An 18,437-nucleotide genomic window follows, 5' to 3' on the forward strand; every position below is an offset into this window, starting at 1 on the left:
CCCTCAAAGCGACTCAAACCAACACCGGCGCTATTCTATTGCTGCAAATAGCGACAACACTTAATTGCTGCACTTTGCTTAGCCAAACGCAGCAATCAATTACCCCTTACAGCATAACGACTATTAAGATTAATGGTAGCTAGCTTTAATCGAATGATATTGCTCAAGGAATTGCTCATTGGCGAGATCATCAGGCGTCACCGGTAATCCTTTACTGACGAACACATCCAAGCGTTGCTCCAGTTCATTGCCCGCACGCAGCTCTCCGGCATAGAACGCAGCAGCACGGATAAAGTCGAGATAGGTGACATGGTCTGGTAGATAGTGCAAGTCAGCCCAACGTTCCACCACTTCGGTAACTTCTGGTGCAAAATCCCAACTGTTGAGTACCGCACGACCGATCGGCCCCTGCAGTTTTCTTACTAGCGCACGCAACTGCTCAACGCTAGAAAACAATTCAGGATGCGACTCCGCCTCAGTTAACACTGGCAGCGCACCAATATTGTGAACCAATCCAGCCAGCGTCAGCGTATCGTAGTTCAGCGGCGACTTGGGATGCTGCACTTTATACATCTGCAACATCGCGCAGGCGGCGGAGGTCACCTCAATTGAGGTGGTCCACACTTCGTCCATCACTTCCCATACCATCTCGTTGGTAGAAATGAACAGCTGTTCCATCGCGATAGACGTCACAATGGACTTAATTTGCGTTAAGCCAATACGGGTGACCGCGTTATTGATATTTTCCGCTTTGACACCGCGGCTATATAACGCGCTGTTAGCGACTTTAATCAGACGCGCAGAAATCGCCGCATCCTGACCAATAACTTCAGCCACCTCTTTGAGACCGGAATTTGATTGTCCGACAACTTCTTGTACGCGAATTGCCACTTCCGGCAGGGTTGGTAAAACCAGCGTATCGCTTTTTAATTTTTTAAGCAGACCGACCAACAGCTGGTGTTCAGTAGACATGCACGCCCCAATTGTTAGCTAGGGGCTGCTGAAAAAAATCAACAATAGTCAGCAGCCTCTAAATGTTAAAATGAGTTTATCAAGTATATCAGTTCTAAAAAGAATCAACGGAAAGATAATCCAATCACCGTTCGAATCCAACCATAATTATTAAGGATTTGAACCACCTCTAGCTTTGTCTCGCTAATGAATGACCAGCAGCAGTAAAAGTGATGCTCACGCCATCTATTAACATTACTGCAAGCAAACTGACGGACAACAGCCAGCAAAACTATGCCCTAGTAACCGCCAGCTATAAACCAGACTAATTTAATCAACTTTTTGATTTGCATCACTTGACCAATGTTCAGTAAAATGCCGCGCCTGCGGTGCTAAGCACTAAAACTGACATGTCGTCGCTGCCTAATTCACATCATTGAGAGAGTGTTATGTTCAAACCTGAGCTGTTGTCCCCTGCTGGGACCTTAAAAAATATGCGCTATGCCTTTGCTTACGGTGCCGATGCGGTTTATGCCGGTCAGCCGCGCTACAGCTTGCGGGTACGTAACAACGATTTCAAAATGGAAAACTTGGCCGCGGGCATTGAAGAAGCGCACCAACTGGGCAAAAAGCTCTATGTGGTAAGCAACATTGCTCCACACAACGCTAAGCTGAAAACTTATATTAAAGATATGGAACCTGTGGTGAACATGAAGCCAGATGCGCTGATCATGTCTGACCCAGGTTTGATCATGATGGTGCGTGAAGCCTTCCCCGAACAAGTGGTGCACCTGTCTGTACAAGCTAACGCCATTAACTGGGCGTCAGTGAAATTCTGGGAATCTCAAGGCATCAAACGCGTCATTTTGTCACGCGAACTATCGTTAGATGAGATCGAAGAGATCCGTCAACGCTGCCCTGACATTGAGCTGGAAGTGTTCGTTCACGGCGCACTGTGTATGGCCTATTCCGGTCGTTGCCTGCTGTCTGGTTACATCAACAAACGTGACCCGAACCAAGGCACCTGCACCAACGCATGCCGTTGGAAGTACGATGTACACGAAGCCAAAGAAAACGAAACTGGCGACATCATCGCCGCCAACCCAGTGCAGATTGAACAGCCACAACCGACTCTTGGTGAAGGCTCGGCCACTGACCGCATCTTCCTGCTGCAAGAAGGCAACCGCCCCGGCGAATACATGCCGGCGTTTGAAGATGAGCATGGCACTTACATCATGAACTCTAAAGATCTGCGTGCGATTCAACACGTTGAGCGTTTAGCGAAAATGGGCGTAAATTCATTAAAGATTGAAGGCCGTACCAAATCTTTCTACTACGTGGCTCGTACCGCGCAGCTGTATCGTAAAGCGATTGATGACGCGGCCTCTGGCCGTGGCTTTGACCCGAACCTGATGTTGCAATTAGAAGGTTTGGCACACCGTGGTTACACTGAAGGATTCCTGCGTCGTCACGTCCATGACGAATACCAAAACTATGATTACGGCTATTCTGTAAGTGATAGCCAACAGTTCTGTGGTGAGCTGACTGGCAAACGAAACGCGGCAGGCATGGCAGAAATCGACGTGAAAAACAAATTCAGTGTCGGTGATAGCGTTGAATTGATGACCCCGCAAGGCAACATCAGCTTGACCATCGAAACACTGGAAAACCGCAAAGGTGAACAGATTGATTGTGGCCCAGGTAACGGCCATACCGTCTATCTGCCAGTACCTGCAGAAGTCGATTTAACCCACGCAATTTTGCTGCGTAACCTGACTGAAGGTCAGGATACCCGTAATCCACATCAGGTAGGCTGAGACTCAGTAAATGGCGCTGTTAATCGACGATAGCTGCATCAATTGCGACATGTGTGAGCCTGAGTGTCCTAATCAGGCAATCAGCATGGGCGAAGAGATCTATGAGATAGATCCTGAACGCTGTACTGAATGTGTCGGCCACTACGACAAGCCAACATGTGTGTCGGTGTGTCCTATCGACTGTATCGACAATGATCCACAGCAAGTCGAATCGCAAGACGAATTGCTGATAAAATACGCCAAACTGACGGGTCGGTTGTAAACCTGCAACACGGCCACAAGTCACTAAGGAGACCAACATGAGTAAGCTAGTGCCACTGTTTGCCTTATTAGTACTGAGTGGCTGTGCCGATTTAAAACATGCCGGACAAGACATCGGCCATGCGACCAAAAAGACGACGACCGCTATTGGTCACGCGACACGTGATGCTACGCGCGAGATTGGTCATGCATCGCGCGATGCGGTGAAATCCGTCAAAGAGGAGCTGAACGACTAACCTCGGTCGCTCATCAACACAAAAAAAGCCATCGTTCATCGATGGCTTTTTTAATTGCTTCCGCAAATGACTATTTGGGTTGTGCTGCGAAAAACTGCTTCACTGCCGCAATCACTTTAGTTACATCGGCTACTGTCACGCCATGGTGTAGCACTAAGCGCAACCGTTTAGCAGCGGAGATACGGATCCCCTGCTCGGCTAAAGTTTCTACCAATAGCTGAGGCACCAATGCTGCTGGCAAATCTGCAAATACCATATTGGTATGTACTTCAACACTGCCCGCCAGCTCATCAATATCGGCTAAACCCGCTGCCAACGTTTGCGCATTGGCGTGGTCATCAGCCAAACGTTCAACTTGCTGCGTTAGGGCAATCTCGGCCGCAGCAGCCAAAATCCCCGCTTGGCGCATACCGCCACCCAGCATTTTGCGCCAGCGACGCGCCCGCGCGATAAAGTGTTCATCGCCCAACAACAGTGAGCCGACTGGCGCGCACAGTCCTTTAGAGAGACACACAGAAACTGAGTCAAAATGCTGGGCGATATCAGCAATTTTGATGCCTTGCGCTACCGCCGCATTGGCAATACGCGCGCCGTCTAAATGAATTTTTAAGCCATGGTAAAACGCCAACTGCTGCGCTTCAGCCAAATAATGCTGTGGCAACACTTTGCCACCAATGGTGTTTTCTAGGCTGAGCAATTTAGTGCGGGCAAAGTGGATATCGTCAGGCTTAATCGCCGCAACGACATCGGAAAGTGCAATCGTACCGTCCGGTTGATTGGTGAGCGGCTGAGGTTGAATACTGCCAAGCACTGAAGCACCACCCGCTTCAAACTTATAGTTGTGCGCTTGTTGACCACAAATGTACTCGTCACCACGTCCGCAGTGTGACATCAAAGCCAATAAGTTGGCTTGCGTGCCAGAGCTGGTAAACAGCGCATCCTCAAACCCCAACGTCTCAGCAGCGAGCTGCTGCAGTCGGTTCACACTCGGATCATCACCGTAAACATCGTCGCCAACTTCTGCGGCGGCCATGGCTTTACGCATGTCACTGGTAGGTTGGGTAACGGTATCACTTCTTAAATCAATCATTTCAATTAACTAATGCGGCCGAAAAACGTCACTCTACCGTGCTGCCAAGCAACTGTACAGTCGAGGGCTACGTTTCAGCAATACACCTTGCTTTGTTGCTATTTCCACCATGAGTCGACATGGGCCAATGTTGCATTAGATTTTCTTATCTAAAAATAAGAACTTTTCATTGTTCATTTAGCCTAGATTGCGCCAAAATGCGCTCCCTTTATTTTCGCGGATTGATGCAATGCAAGAGACGCAATTTGTCATGGTGTTATGGTTTGTCGGCATTATCGCAGAAGCGATGACAGGCGCCCTCGCCGCTGGCCGTAAACGCATGGATCTGTTTGGTGTCATGATTGTTGGCTGCGCTACCGCGATTGGCGGCGGTACCTTACGTGACGTATTGCTGGGCAACTATCCACTTATCTGGATCGAGAACTCCCACTTTCTGTTAGCCATTATTGTGGCATCATTAGTGACCGTGGTCGTGGCACCGCTGATGCGTTATCTGGCAAGACTGTTCCTGACCATTGATGCACTGGGGCTAGCGGTATTTTCAGTAATTGGCGCACAAAAAACCTTAGCTTTAGGTTTTAGCCCTTCAGTCGCCATTGTGATGGGGGTCATTACTGGCGTATTTGGTGGGGTAATTCGCGATATTTTATGTAATGAGATACCGCTAATCTTCCATAAGGAATTGTATGGCATTGTCTCCATTGTTACGGCAAGCTGCTATGTCATTTTACAGATGGCCGATGCCAATCCGTGGATCAGCTTAGGTGTGAGCCTGTGGCTCGGCTTTAGCTTGCGCTTATTGGCGATTCGCTTTAGCTGGTCGGCACCGACGTTTTACTATTTTGATAAAGCGCATTAGCACACGAACCATGCCCATAAAAAAGCGCCTCTTAAGGCGCTTTTTTGGTTTCAGAAGCATTTACTGGCTAATCTTCTTCAGCTCAGCCAACGCTTTATCATAATCTGGATGGTGTGACACATCAGATACCAACTCTTGGTATTGGATCTTGCCTTCGCTATCGATAATGAAGATAGCACGCGCTAATAAGCCCATATTCGGGATCATCAAACCATATTGCGCGGCAAAATCACGCCAAACGGAATCAGATAGCACTTTGATTTTGTCTACGTTTTCCACTTTGCAAAAACGTTTCTGGGCAAAGGGCAAGTCTTCACTGATTGTCAGCATCACCACGTTACTGTCAAAGTTAGCCACTTCTTTGTTGAAGCGCTTAGTTTGCAACGCACATACGCCGGTGTCTAAGCTAGGCACGGCACTGATCAGTACCGTTTTGCCTTTAAAGTCTGCCAGCGAGACTGGGGTAAACTTATCATCAACCACTTTAAAGGTTGGAGCGGGTTGACCGACATGGGGTAAGTCACCCGCTAGCGTGACCGATTTGCCGCCCATGGTCACTTCCGCTGCCATGGCTGACGTTGCCAATAGTGCCGCAAAAATCAAACTACTACTTTGCCAAACTTTTTTCATAAAACGCTCCCTTGAGGCAGCCAACTAACACTGACCGCCGTGAAAAATTAGTGAGTTTGCGCCGCAGGTATCTCTTTGACATGAACATCCATCTGCGGATATGGGATACCAATACCATGCTCATCAAAGGTCAATTTAATGGTCTCGAGCAATGCAAAACGTGTTGTCAAAAAGTCAGCCGAGTTGACCCAAGGACGCACCACAAAATTGATAGATGAATCAGCAAGGTCGTTTAACCCTACAGTGTATGCAGGGTCTTTCAACACCTTGTCATTGTTTTCGAGGATTTCAATCAGCAGTTGCTTGGCTTTCTTGATATCCGCATCGTAAGACACCCCAATAACCAGATCCAAGCGACGTGTGCTCATCATGGAATAGTTGGTGATGCTGCCGTTCATCAGTGATGAATTAGGCAAAGTGATAACTTTGTTATCTGGAGTTTTGAGGCGAGTAGCAAAAATAGTGATTTCATCTACGACACCAGCAACACCGCCCGCTTCAATATAATCGCCCGCACGACAAGGACGGAAAGTGACCAGCAGTACGCCAGAAGCAAAGTTAGACAGTGAGCCTTGCAGCGCCAAACCTACCGCTAAACCCGCGGCACCGAGAATCGCTACCAGCGATGCGGTTTGAATACCGAGCTGCCCCAAGGTTGCGATCACCGTAAAGGTGAACACTACCGCCCAAGCAAGATTACCGACAAAAAACGATACTGTCTTATCCACTTTGCGACTTAACACATTGCCCGTCACTCGCTTAGCCAATGACGCGAGATATTTACCTATGTAGAAAATGACAATGGCAAAGATGGCTTTGACACCATAAGCCATCACCAAATCAGGTAGGTGTTCCATAAAACTCTTTAGGTTTTCCATTCACATGCTCCTATATGAACCTTGCTCTCATCCACGTTGAATCTGTATTGAAGCGCTACTACAGGCAAACACCCGAGTTAACTTACCGCTTAGGCGATAAAAATTCACTCCAAAAGTCTCACCATGGTGTGATGTATTATAGTTATCCGCTATTAAAACCTAGTTTGCGATGATTAAATACGGAGTATTTGTATGGATATCAATAAAAAGGCTGGCAAATCACTGCCAGCCTTCGTTATCAAAGGGTTGTGCTATTTTGCTTTAGGCGGGAAGTTTTCTAACACGGCCTTAGCCGCTTGATTCACTTTATTGATGCGCTGTTCAGGCGTTTTGTATTCACGTACCACATTCTTAGCAGTACCACGCCATACTAATTGGCTCGATTTGGCATCAATTAAATCCAACACTAAGCTACCCACGTCGTACTCGCGTACTTGTGAGTACGAGTTGCTAGCGCCCCACCATCCACGATACCCGTAGGGGCCATAACCCATACCAGCATTGAATGTATCAACAGTGGCTCGCTTATCAATTTTGGTTAAATAGTTCACCAGCAATTGCGCTTCCTCTGGTGCGACTTTAACAAAGCCTTTTGCAGCTAACTCGTTATCGACGGCGTTATGTACGCGCTGAGACAGTAATCCATCATGTTGGTACTCTTCAGCTGACACTTTGTCATCAACCCAAGCATAGGTTTTATACTGCGAAAAATTGGCGGCGGGATCATAATCCCAGCCAGTATTGACCGATGCACATCCGGCCAAAACTAACGCTACGGCGGCTAACATTAGATATTTCATAAAAATCACCTAGTTGCTTTGATCGTCTATTGCGTAACCACACCAGCTTACCGCCAGCGCTACCAATCTACAACTGCAATTAAGTATCGAATAATTTCAGATTACCCATTGCATTTTTTATTTTTTAAATGATAATGATTATCATTAATTATGAAGCGTAAGGGAGTGCTGACTCATGGCATGGATTGTTAGCATGGTAATTATCGCTAGTCTGATGTTTCTGTTCACGCCGCAGCGCGCAACTCGCGAATCTGAGTCACGCGTTGCGGGGCTGAACGCCACCAACCAGCCCAAACTATTGATGATACTTCCCTTGCTGGTGATGACTTGGGTGGCAGTGAAAGCGTTTTCAATGCCCTTATCCTTTTTCAGCTTGGCCATGATCAGCTTTGCGGCAACGCCGATGGTGTTATTGATCCCCAAATGGCGTAACGCCCTACCGCCGCTGGCATTACTATCGCTAGTCAGCGTGATTCTCGGCATTGTGCTCAACTAAACAGCCGTACCTTCTTTCATCTTACTCCCTGCACCCTTGAGATGACTGCGCCGCTTCAATTGAAGCGGTTTTTTTATGCCTGTCAAAATCGGTTCATAGACTGCGGTTAAACATAGAAATCTGTTAAAATCGACGCATTATACGCAAAAATTGAGTATGTCATGAAGATAGATCCCAATGTGTTGCTGGTGTATAGCACAGATAAAGGCCGCATTGAGCAACCTCAAACGCCCGAGGAAGTGCCACAAGGTGATGGCGTTGTACGTATCCATCGCGACAGTAAAGGCCGTAAAGGCAAAGGGGTTTCGGTCATCACCGGTTTAGGGCTAAATGCCGATGAACTCAAACCGCTAGCGCAAAAGCTGAAAAAACAGTGTGGTTGTGGCGGCACGGTAAAAGACTTTACTATCGAAGTTCAAACCGATAATCGCGAACAACTAAAAGCCCTGTTAGAAAAGCTCGGCTATCAGGTAAAGCTTGCTGGCGGTTAGTCGCCAACTTTTAGGAGCTGTTAAATGGAAAGTTTGCAGAATCACTTTTTAATTGCCATGCCATCGTTGAACGACTCTTTTTTTGAGCGCTCACTCATCTACATTTGTGAACATGATGAGAAAGGCGCAATGGGAATTATGGTTAACCGTCCCATTGGTATTGATGTCGAAGAGTTATTGGCGCAACTAGAGTTTACTGACGAACAACAGTTGGCCGCCTCAGCCGACCAACAAGTGTTAGTCGGTGGTCCAGTGAATCCAGAACGCGGCTTTGTATTGCACACCACACAAGCTAACTGGGCTAACAGCAGTAAGATTTCTGACGACATTATGCTAACCACTTCGCGGGATGTGCTAGCGGCAATCGGCACCAACAAAGCCCCCAAACACTGTCTTGTGGTATTAGGTTATGCGGGTTGGAGTCGCAATCAGCTAGAAAAAGAGCTGGCTGAAAACTCGTGGCTCACGATTCCAGCCACCCCAGAGCTGCTGTTTGATACGCCCTATGATGAACGTTGGGAAGCAGCCACCAAATCCCTCGGGTTTGATCTTTGGCAGATGTCGACCGATATTGGTCACGCCTAATCGCACTTGTTAAAACGCGCTGTTGTAAGGAATGTGAGCGAATGTCGACCAACACCATTTTAGGGTTTGATTTTGGCACCAAAAGTATCGGTGTCGCCGTTGGACAAGCAATTACCGGCAATGCTCAACCACTAAAGGCGATTAAAGCCACTGATGGCACTCCAGACTGGTCACTGATTGAAGCGTTGTTAAAAGAGTGGCAACCGGAACTCGTGGTCGTTGGTCTACCGCTCAATATGGACGGTACCGAACAAGAGATGACCCAGCGGGCACGTAAATTTGCCAATCGCATCCACGGTCGCTTTGGTGTGCCTATTACCACACAAGATGAACGACTAACAACGGCTGATGCCAAGTCGCGCCTGTTCGAATATGGTGGCTATAAAGCATTGTCTAAAGGTCAGATCGATTCCGTATCAGCGGTACTGATTGTTGAGAGCTACTTCGAAAATCAACTTTTTAGCGAATAACCTCCATCTCCCCGTTTAATTAAAAATCTAACTTTCAAGAAGTTATTCAATTTTTCTTTTAACTGCCGATAATGAAATATCACCACTAGGGACTAAACTTAATTTTAGTCCCTATATTTCAGCTATATCGGAGCATTGTTCATGAGACAAATCGGATTAAAAAAAGCGCTGATGTTTTCCATTATGCTTTTAGTCGCAGTGTCCGTTGCGGTTTCTAGCGTTATTCTCTATTTGCAGCAGAAATCTTCGTTAACCACAGCCATCATCAACCAAAGCAGTAATTACGTTGATGGCCGCGCCGAAGTGATTGAGGCGATGATTAATGAAAAGGTCAACGGCATCCGCAAGATTTCCCAGCAATACAAAGACCAAGCGCTCAGCGGCACTCCCGATGAAATCATTGAGTTAACTAAGCTAGTTGCCAATGCGATGAACTCCAGCAGTACCGTGATTGCCTTTGATAATGGCGACGGCTATTGGAACCAAGCTACCCCCAGTTGGCCCAACCATAAATATAACGGCAATGTCACCGAACGGCCTTGGTACCAAAGTGCCATGAGAGCCACCGATGTGACAGTCACCGAGCCCTACCAAGGCACTGACGGCGCCTATTGGGTCACCATTGTTAATCGCATCAAAGGTGGGGCAATTTCAGTTGACTTAGAACTGTCCTTCTTAAACAAGTTAGTCACCCCATCGGCCGATATGCCGGGAGCTGTGGCGATTATTCTTAACCATGACACCACCTTGCTAGCCTCCTCCTCTGATGCCATTAAAACGGGTCAGAAAGCCGACCAGTACGCATGGTTCAAACAAACCGTAAATAGCGTGGTTAATAGCGACTCTACCATGGCGGACTACAGCTTGAATGGTGAAGAAAAAACCATGTTTTCCCATCGCATTAGCGTAGGTGATAAATACTGGTATTACGGCTTAGGATTAGAAAAATCAGTGATTTTTGCTGAGTTAGATAAAGCCCGCAACAATGCCATAATTGTCACAATTATTGCCACCGTATTGTGCGTGTTTATCGCGTTTAGCTTAGTCAATGTACTCTACCGTCCAATTATTTTGCTGCGTGACACCATACAGAGTTTGTCTAGCGGTAATGGCGATTTAACCCAACGGCTCGCCGTAAAAACCGATGATGACATCGGTAAAATATCCCATGGCGTCAACCTGTTCATTGCTAGCTTACAAACGATGATGAGCGATGTAAAAGACTCAACGCACTCACTGCACAGCAGCATTGGCCAATTGAAAAACCAAGCGGCAACCAACAGCGATATTTTGCAAAATCACGTTAAAGAGACCGAGCAGATAGCTACGGCAATTGAGGAGATGGATGCAACGGCCAACTCAATGGCCACCGATGCCGCCGACACCGCGAGATTGACCGAAGAAGCCAATCACACCAGTGAACAGTCGCGCGCGATTCTGTCTGCGTCGCAAGCAACTGTTATGGCATTGATATCTGACGTTGAAACCGCAGTAAACGATGTGCAAGCCATGAATGACCAAACGAAAAATATCAGCACGATTTTATCAGTCATCGGCGATATTGCAGAGCAAACCAACTTACTGGCATTGAATGCCGCCATTGAAGCTGCTCGCGCGGGAGAGCAGGGCCGCGGTTTTGCGGTAGTAGCAGATGAAGTTCGCTCACTGGCCACCCGCACAAAAGAAAGCACCGAAGAGATTGAGCAAGCCATTGAAAGCCTGCTTCGAGGCAGCCAGCGAGTGGTGAAATCTATGGATGAAACCAAAGCTCGCTGCCAAGAAACAGCAACAGGCTCAGAAGAAGTCTCGCAAAGCCTTGATACACTTATCGCCTTTATTGGCAACATCAGTGCGCTGAGCACCCAAATCGCCACCGCAGCAGAAGAGCAAAGCTGTGTGACCAAAGAGGTTAGCCGCAATATGTCGGCCATCAGTGAAATTGTGCAGGAACTGGATCAATCGGGTCAGCATTCGCTGGAAAATACCGCCAGTATTGAGCAAACCAATAATGCTTTGGTCAGCATTGTCGGGCGCTTTAAAATCTAAGCCGCAGCGCTAACCAAAGGGACAGCCATTCGGTTGTCCCTTGTTATCGCAGCACACTGCCAAACTGTTCATCTCAGTTTGCAGTTTTACACACGCTGTTCACCTTGCAAAAACACGAACATTTCTCACTTGTGATAGACTGAAGCCATCTTCGCTGAGACGACCTCAGCGACCATGTTAAATTCAGTTATCAGGAGTCCAATGTGTCTCAACTCAGCCAATTAGCCCCTCAGCCTTTGTGGCAATGGTTTGAAAAAATCTGTGCAATTCCTCGTCCATCAAAACACGAAGCCGCGTTAAGCCAATTTATCCAAGATTGGGCCAAGTCTCGCGGCCTAACAGTTATTGAAGATGCCACTGGCAATCTAATTATCCGTAAGCCCGCCACCGCAGGCATGGAAGATCGTAAAGGCGTAGTGATTCAAGCGCATATGGATATGGTGCCGCAAGCCAATGCAGATAAAGTGCATGACTTTACTAAAGACCCAATTGAAGCATGGGTTGATGGCGATTGGGTTAAAGCCAATGGCACCACACTGGGCGCCGACAACGGTATTGGCATGTCGTCAGCACTGGCCATTTTGGAAAGCACTGACATTCCGCACGGCCCATTAGAAGTGCTGCTGACCATTGATGAAGAAGCTGGCATGACTGGTGCATTTGGCCTGCAAGCTGGCGTACTGCAAAGTGATATTCTGATCAACACCGACTCAGAGCAAGAAGGTGAAATCTACATGGGTTGTGCTGGCGGTGTTGATGCCAGTTTTACCCTGCCGTTGCCTAAGCAAGCCACCAACAGCCAAGCACAAGCGTTTAAACTGACCATCTCTGGCTTGAAAGGCGGCCACTCAGGGGTCAACATTCACTTAGGTCGTGGCAACGCTAACAAACTGCTGGCACGCTTCCTGTTTGATCACGCCGATGATTTTGGCTTAGCACTCACTGATATCACTGGCGGCTCACTGCGCAATGCTATTCCGCGTGAAGCGCACGCAACGGTGACGGTGGCAGCCGATAAAGCCGATGCCTTAGCGTTAGCCGTTAGTGATTATCAAGCGCTGCTGCGCCAAGAATTAGCGGTAGCCGATGCCGACGTTAAGTTCAGCCTCAGCCCTGTTGCCCTGCCTAGTGAGCAATTTGCTACGGCAGCACAGAGCCAACTGCTGGCGCTTTTGCACGCTTGCCCTAATGGTGTGATCCGCATGAGCGATGAAGTCGAAGGGGTGACCGAAACGTCACTGAACTTGGGCGTTATTACCACCAACGCCGACAACATCGTGGTGTTGTGTTTGATTCGGTCACTGATCGATTCTGGTCGTGACAACATCTGCAGCCAGTTGGCCGCACTGGGTAAATTGGCACAAGCCGAAGTGAAATTCAGCGGTGCTTACCCAGGTTGGAAGCCGGACAGCAACTCGGAAGTGATGGCGATTGTGCGCGATACCTACCAAGATATTTATCACAAAGAGCCCGTCATCATGGTGATCCATGCAGGTCTTGAATGTGGCCTGTTTAAAGAACCTTACCCAACCATGGATATGGTATCGATTGGCCCAACCATTCGTTACCCACACAGCCCCGACGAAAAAGTGAATATCACCACGGTCGGACAATACTGGCAATTGCTATTGGCCGTGTTAGAGCGAATTCCAGTAAAAGCTTAAAAAGCAATATTTTTTAAGAACCTCCAGTCAATACTGGAGGTTTTTTATCCTTACAACTAGGCAAATATTCCGTTTAACTCCTAGACTAATATATCGACTAGCGCGCCGCATTAGGTCACTAATCAGCCAGAAGGAAATGACGATGTTCTGGAGAAAGAAGAGCAACAACGAGCATTCACTCAAAGCAGAACATGATGCACTGCTGGCGATGAGCCAATCAATTAACCAAAATTTAGCCACTGTTTCCTTCAATCCCGAAGGCAATATCATAGAGGTGAGTGAGCCATTCGCCAAGGTGATTGGCTACAACGTGGCGTCGCTGATTGGCATGCATCACCGTGAGCTGTGTTTCCACGAATTTGTTAATTCTCCCGCATATAGCGATCTTTGGAATCGGCTACGCCATGGCAAATCTTTCTCCTCACAAATCAAACGTCGTCATGCAGATGGCCGAGCATTGTGGCTAGACGCGACTTACTTTCCTGTTGTTCAAAACGGCAATCTGCTTAAAATCATGAAGTTTGCTTCAGACATCACCGAAAAATATGAAGACCTACTCGATAAAATTGCCTTGGCAGACGCACTGGATTTGTCACGTGCGACAATTGAGTTTGACCCGCAAGGCAATGTGGTTGACGCCAATCGTAATTTTCTCGATTTGATGGGCTACAGCTTGCATGAGATCAAAGGTAAACATCACCGCATGTTCTGCGATGACAAGTTTTACAGTAAAAATCCAACCTTCTGGAAAGACCTAGCATCAGGCCACTATAAATCAGGCGTATATCGCCGCTACAACAAACACGGCGACACGCTCTGGTTAGAGGCATCTTATAACCCGATCAAAGATCAAGACGGCAAAGTTTACAAAGTGGTGAAGTTTGCCAGTGATTTAACCAAACGGATGCTGCGTAACGAAGCCACCAAAGAAGCGGCTAATGTCGCACGTGAATCAGCCATTGAAACAACGGCCAAACTACAAGATGCCACTTTACTGCTAGGCAATGTGCAAGACACTTCTAATGCTAACTATCAGCAGGTACAACGTGCATCGTCAGCGATTGCTGAACTCAACGAGCAGTCGCGTAATATTGAGGCGATTGTGTCCACCATCAGTGGTATTGCCGATCAAACCAACTTGCTGGCGCTTAACGCAGCGATTGAAGCAGCCCGTGCCGGGGAGCAAGGCCGTGGCTTTGCCGTGGTGGCCGATGAAGTGCGGCAACTGGCAGCGCGTACTAGCGAATCCACTAAGCAGATCAGCAATGTGGTGAAACAGAATGGCGCATTGACTGAGCAAGCGACCAAAGAGATCTCCTCCGTTGCCGAAGCCACCACCAAAGGCAAGGAACAGATCAACGCGGTTAGCCAAGTGATGAATGATATTCTTACCAGCTCGCAAAACGTATCAGCTACTATCGCAGCGCTGCAAAACACCGATTAAGCTTACCGAAGGGGCATCTATAGTGCCCCTATCAAAATAGTGCTCGACTCAACATTAGCTATCACTGATAATACGCGCCGCCGATAAATTAGCCGAATAATTTTAGCAAATTCGAAAGTATTGGCTACACTCTTTATCCTAGATGACTGCCGTTGGTCATCTAGTTATCTCAATCAAAATATGCTTTTCAAGGACGGAACAATTTTGTTAACCAATCAACAACTTAAAGGGTTAATATGTTCTGGAACCGCCACCGTCTTCAGGCTGAACAGCAAGCCAAAGACCTAGCCACTCAGCACGCCTATTTAACAGCCGTTACCGACTCTATTGACAATAATCTTGCCAGTATCAAGTTTGAGTTGGATGGCACTATCATCACCGCCAGCCAACAGTTTGCTGATACCGTAGGATTCAGCATTGAGCAGCTGCGTACGATGAAACATCGCCAGCTGTGTGAACCTAATTACGCGCAATCGGCTGACTATCAGCAGTTTTGGCAGCGTTTACGCAATGGTCAGCCCTATAGTGGCGTGGTCGAACGCCGTCATGCCAATGGTCAACGCCTCTGGTTACAAGCGACCTATTTTCCCATCATGGAAAATCAGCAACTGACGCAGATTATGAAGCTGGCAGCGGATGTGACAGAGACACAGGAACAGCTGAAAAACCAACGCGCGATTTTCCAAGCGTTAGAGCATTCGCAAGCGATTATTGAGTTTGATACTCAAGGCCATGTGATCACCGCTAACGATAATTTCTTAGCAACCATGGGCTACCAACAGCACGAAATCATCGGTAAGCATCACCGCATGTTTTGTGATGATGCCTTTTACCGTAAGCAACCTAACTTCTGGCAGGAGTTAAGTGGCGGTAAGGTTTACAGTGGGCTGTTTAAACGTATCAATAAAGCTGGGCAGGAGGTCTGGTTAGAAGCCTCATATAACCCAGTAAAAGACTGTACTGGCAAGGTTTATAAGTTGATCAAGTTTGCCAGTGACGTCACCGAACGGGAACTCAGAGCCAGTGCCACAAAACGCGCTGCTGATGTGGCCCACCAGTCGGCGCTGGAAACCAACGCCGAAGTCCAACAAGCATTGAGTTTGCTGCAATCGGTATCGACCAGTTCACGCAATAATGTGCAGCAAGTGGAACAAGCAGCACAAGCTATTGCTAAGCTGAATGAGCAATCGCGCAATATCGACGCCATTGTTGCGACCATCAGCGGCATTGCCGACCAAACCAATTTGCTGGCGTTAAATGCCGCAATTGAAGCTGCACGCGCAGGAGAACAAGGGAGAGGTTTTGCCGTGGTGGCTGACGAAGTACGACAACTGGCAGGCCGTACCAGCGATTCCACCAAACAGATAGGCAGTGTGGTGCAACAAAATGGTGGGCTGACCGAACAAGCCACCAAAGAGATGCAAGGTATTAATCACATAACCATTCAAGGCCAGCTCCAGCTTGAGGATGTAGTGCAAGTAATGCACGCGATTTTGCTCAGCTCTGATCGCGTTGCTAGCACGGTAGCGGCATTATCCAGCGGAGATGAGCTCAGTATCGACTTTGGCTAGCGGCAGTGGCGGTTGGCTGAACGTTTTACCGCTAACGGAGCGTGATTGAGGCATGACGGATGATGCGTCATGTCGTCATGTGCATCAACAGCTCTCGTGACTAGAAAAGCAAACAGCCGCAACTAAGTTGCGGCTGTGGTTCTTATTAGCAGGTTATACCGACATACACAGATACTTCATTTCTAAGTAATCATCGATGCCGTATTTAGAACCTTCTCGGCCTAAACCGGAGGCTTTAATACCACCGAACGGTGCCACCTCATTAGAGATAAGCCCAGTATTGATGCCGACCATGCCATATTCCAACGCCTCAGCCACGCGCCATACGCGCGACAAGTCTTTGGCATAAAAATATGCGGCCAAGCCAAACTCAGTGTCATTGGCCATAGCTATCACTTCTGCCTCATCCGTAAAACGGAACAAGGGTGCAATCGGACCAAAGGTTTCCTCTTTCGCCACTTTCATCTGCGAGGTCACGTTAGTTAGCACGGCTGGCTCAATAAAATTGCCTTCAAGTGGCTTGCCGCCATAGGTCAACGTTGCCCCTTTCGCGAGGGCATCAGCAAGGTGAGACTGCACTTTTTCACAGGCTCTCGCATCAATCAGCGGCCCCACATCAACGCCTTGTTCAGCACCATTACCGACTTTTAGCTGCGCCACTTTTTGCGCGAGTTTGTCGGCAAATTCGTCGTAGACACTGTCGTGTACATATAAGCGGTTAGTACACACACAAGTTTGGCCCGCGTTGCGGTATTTCGACAGCATGGCCCCTTCGACAGCAGCATCAATATCGGCATCATCAAATACGATAAACGGTGCATTTCCCCCCAGCTCCAGCGACAGCTTTTTCAGCGTCGCGGCGCTTTGTTCCATCAGTTTGATGCCAACTGGCGTTGACCCAGTAAAGGTCAATTTGCGTACTACTGGGCTATCGCACAAGGTTTTACCAATGGCTGCGGCGTGCCCCGGCAACACGTTAAATACCCCAGCTGGAATACCTGCCAATTCAGCCAACTTAGCCAGCGCCAGCGCTGTCAGTAGCGTTTGTTCGGCTGGTTTAAGCACCATGGTACAGCCGGCAGCCAAGGCGGGCCCCGCTTTACGGGTGATCATCGCTGCCGGAAAATTCCACGGGGTAATCGCCGCACAAACACCAATGCTTTGCTTGATAACCAACAGACGTTTATCGGCCTGATGACCGGGTATGACATCGCCGTACAAGCGTTTTGCTTCTTCGGCAAACCACTCAATAAATGATGCGGCATAACTCACTTCGCCTTTGGCTTCTGCCAGCGGCTTGCCGCCCTCGGAGGTCATTAGCAGTGCCAAGTCGTCGGTATGTTCGGTGATTAACTCGAACCAACGGCGCAGCAGTTGTGCACGTTCTTTGGCGGTTTTGGCACGCCATGCAGGTAGCGCGCGTTCAGCCGCTTCAATCGCGCGTTGAGTTTCTGCCGCATCAACAAAGGCAACTTCAGCGATCTGTTCGCCAGTAGCAGGGTTCACTACAGGATGCGTCTCTTGCTTATCTGCGGCGACCCACTGGCCGTCAATGTACGCTTGGGTTTGCAGTAGTTGTGGATTATGCAGTTGCATAGAAGACTCCTATTATGGGCAGGTTTGACTCTGGCTGAATACCATAGCACAAACAAACTAAGCATCAGCTGAATAACCCGCCTTGCCAGCGTCCAACTGCTGGCAAATAAGTCGAAGGTAACCATAAGGTAAATTTGCTAACGCTATGTGATGAATTTAGCAGTCTATGACGGAATGCCCCGCTATATTTAGGGCATCTCTTTGATAGTGGAACTTCATTATGGCTAATCTGATTAAATTGCTGGCGCTTGCTGCCATTCTGTGGGTGATCTACAAACTGGTTTTTGGCCGCAAACCCAAAAACGTTATCTTTGAAATGCATTTTAAAAATGGGCATTTACAACAACATAGCGGCAAAATCCCTGAGCGATTTGCCAAAGAATGCCGCGCTATTGCCAAAAAGGGGAAGCTGAGTTGCGTTGTCAGAGCGCAAGATTCCCCCCCCGTAAAACTGCATGTATCACCGAGTGCTGGGGCGAAATATGCCGAGCAGATCCACGCAGCATTTCCGCATCAGCAATATCAAAGCAATAGCCCCGCCAAAGCCTAAAC

The 18,437-nt window shown here is 48.1% G+C and carries 18 protein-coding genes and 2 pseudogenes; 14 read left to right on the forward strand and 6 right to left on the reverse strand.

What is annotated here, in order from left to right; genetic code table 11:
• Positions 1–129: 129 nt before the first annotated feature.
• Positions 130–972 (reverse strand): HDOD domain-containing protein, encoded by an 843-nt coding sequence (locus ACN0TT_RS00520; protein WP_417760198.1) that lies wholly within the window; start codon positions 970–972, stop codon positions 130–132.
• A 428-nt stretch (positions 973–1,400) separates the two neighbouring features.
• Between ACN0TT_RS00520 and yegQ the strand changes: the two genes are divergently transcribed.
• The 3 genes from yegQ to ACN0TT_RS00535 are packed head-to-tail and all read left to right on the forward strand — an operon-like array spanning position 1,401 to position 3,265.
• Entirely contained in the window at positions 1,401–2,768 is a 1,368-nt protein-coding gene (gene yegQ / locus ACN0TT_RS00525; RefSeq protein WP_417760199.1) for a tRNA 5-hydroxyuridine modification protein YegQ, read from the forward strand.
• Between the two features lie 10 nt (positions 2,769–2,778).
• Positions 2,779–3,030 carry a YfhL family 4Fe-4S dicluster ferredoxin gene (locus tag ACN0TT_RS00530; protein ID WP_417760200.1) on the forward strand — a complete coding sequence of 84 codons (252 nt, stop codon included), beginning with the start codon at positions 2,779–2,781 and terminating at the stop codon, positions 3,028–3,030.
• 37 nt (positions 3,031–3,067) lie between these two features.
• A complete protein-coding gene (locus ACN0TT_RS00535; protein WP_417760201.1) occupies positions 3,068–3,265 on the forward strand; it encodes a hypothetical protein in 198 nt (65 codons plus the stop codon).
• Positions 3,266–3,335: 70 nt separating this feature from the next.
• Here the strand turns inward: ACN0TT_RS00535 and ltaE are convergent, their stop codons facing one another.
• Positions 3,336–4,355, reverse strand: a complete 1,020-nt coding sequence (gene ltaE, locus ACN0TT_RS00540) for a low-specificity L-threonine aldolase (RefSeq protein WP_417760202.1) — start codon at positions 4,353–4,355, stop codon at positions 3,336–3,338.
• A gap of 229 nt (positions 4,356–4,584) precedes the next feature.
• Here ltaE and ACN0TT_RS00545 point away from each other — a divergent pair, with 229 nt between their 5' ends.
• Positions 4,585–5,214 carry a trimeric intracellular cation channel family protein gene (locus ACN0TT_RS00545; protein WP_417760203.1) on the forward strand — a complete coding sequence of 210 codons (630 nt, stop codon included), beginning with the start codon at positions 4,585–4,587 and terminating at the stop codon, positions 5,212–5,214.
• Positions 5,215–5,274: 60 nt separating this feature from the next.
• On the opposite strand, the gene tpx is transcribed toward ACN0TT_RS00545, so the two are convergent.
• The 3 genes from tpx to ACN0TT_RS00560 form a co-directional block, all read right to left on the reverse strand.
• A complete protein-coding gene (gene tpx, locus ACN0TT_RS00550; protein WP_417760204.1) occupies positions 5,275–5,844 on the reverse strand; it encodes a thiol peroxidase in 570 nt (189 codons plus the stop codon).
• Positions 5,845–5,891: 47 nt separating this feature from the next.
• Positions 5,892–6,722: a mechanosensitive ion channel domain-containing protein gene (locus ACN0TT_RS00555; protein WP_417760205.1), complete on the reverse strand. Its 831-nt coding sequence runs from the start codon at positions 6,720–6,722 to the stop codon at positions 5,892–5,894.
• Positions 6,723–6,973: 251 nt separating this feature from the next.
• Entirely contained in the window at positions 6,974–7,522 is a 549-nt protein-coding gene (locus ACN0TT_RS00560) for a DUF4136 domain-containing protein (protein ID WP_417760206.1), read from the reverse strand.
• A 175-nt stretch (positions 7,523–7,697) separates the two neighbouring features.
• On the opposite strand from ACN0TT_RS00560, the gene ACN0TT_RS00565 reads away from it, so the two are divergent.
• The 9 genes and pseudogenes from ACN0TT_RS00565 to ACN0TT_RS00605 all read left to right on the forward strand — a co-directional run bounded on the left by ACN0TT_RS00565 (position 7,698) and on the right by ACN0TT_RS00605 (position 16,289).
• Positions 7,698–8,018, forward strand: coding sequence for a hypothetical protein (locus tag ACN0TT_RS00565; protein ID WP_417760207.1), 321 nt, complete (start codon positions 7,698–7,700; stop codon positions 8,016–8,018).
• Positions 8,019–8,179: 161 nt separating this feature from the next.
• A complete protein-coding gene (gene yciH, locus ACN0TT_RS00570) occupies positions 8,180–8,509 on the forward strand; it encodes a stress response translation initiation inhibitor YciH (RefSeq protein ID WP_417760208.1) in 330 nt (109 codons plus the stop codon).
• Between the two features lie 24 nt (positions 8,510–8,533).
• Positions 8,534–9,094 (forward strand): YqgE/AlgH family protein, encoded by a 561-nt coding sequence (locus ACN0TT_RS00575; RefSeq protein WP_417760209.1) that lies wholly within the window; start codon positions 8,534–8,536, stop codon positions 9,092–9,094.
• A 41-nt stretch (positions 9,095–9,135) separates the two neighbouring features.
• Positions 9,136–9,564, forward strand: a complete 429-nt coding sequence (gene ruvX / locus ACN0TT_RS00580) for a Holliday junction resolvase RuvX (protein WP_417760210.1) — start codon at positions 9,136–9,138, stop codon at positions 9,562–9,564.
• Positions 9,565–9,705: 141 nt separating this feature from the next.
• Positions 9,706–11,610: a methyl-accepting chemotaxis protein gene (locus ACN0TT_RS00585; RefSeq protein ID WP_417760211.1), complete on the forward strand. Its 1,905-nt coding sequence runs from the start codon at positions 9,706–9,708 to the stop codon at positions 11,608–11,610.
• Between the two features lie 203 nt (positions 11,611–11,813).
• Complete coding sequence (locus ACN0TT_RS00590) at positions 11,814–13,274, forward strand: aminoacyl-histidine dipeptidase (RefSeq protein ID WP_417760212.1); 1,461 nt, start codon at positions 11,814–11,816, stop codon at positions 13,272–13,274.
• Between the two features lie 208 nt (positions 13,275–13,482).
• A pseudogene (locus tag ACN0TT_RS00595) lies at positions 13,483–14,181 on the forward strand (PAS domain-containing protein); the annotation flags it as partial.
• A gap of 168 nt (positions 14,182–14,349) precedes the next feature.
• Positions 14,350–14,718: pseudogene (locus tag ACN0TT_RS00600) on the forward strand (methyl-accepting chemotaxis protein); the annotation flags it as partial.
• Between the two features lie 236 nt (positions 14,719–14,954).
• On the forward strand, positions 14,955–16,289 hold the full coding sequence (locus ACN0TT_RS00605) for a methyl-accepting chemotaxis protein (protein ID WP_417760213.1): 1,335 nt from the start codon (positions 14,955–14,957) through the stop codon (positions 16,287–16,289).
• A gap of 153 nt (positions 16,290–16,442) precedes the next feature.
• On the opposite strand, the gene gabD is transcribed toward ACN0TT_RS00605, so the two are convergent.
• The gene (gabD, locus tag ACN0TT_RS00610; RefSeq protein ID WP_417760214.1) at positions 16,443–17,885 is read right to left on the reverse strand and encodes an NADP-dependent succinate-semialdehyde dehydrogenase; all 1,443 of its coding nucleotides are present in this window, start codon (positions 17,883–17,885) and stop codon (positions 16,443–16,445) included.
• A 220-nt stretch (positions 17,886–18,105) separates the two neighbouring features.
• Between gabD and ACN0TT_RS00615 the strand changes: the two genes are divergently transcribed.
• Positions 18,106–18,435: a DUF3634 family protein gene (locus ACN0TT_RS00615; protein WP_417760215.1), complete on the forward strand. Its 330-nt coding sequence runs from the start codon at positions 18,106–18,108 to the stop codon at positions 18,433–18,435.
• Positions 18,436–18,437 lie beyond the last annotated feature (2 nt).

The organism is Shewanella sp., from assembly GCF_048265805.1.
GTDB lineage: Bacteria > Pseudomonadota > Gammaproteobacteria > Enterobacterales > Shewanellaceae > Shewanella.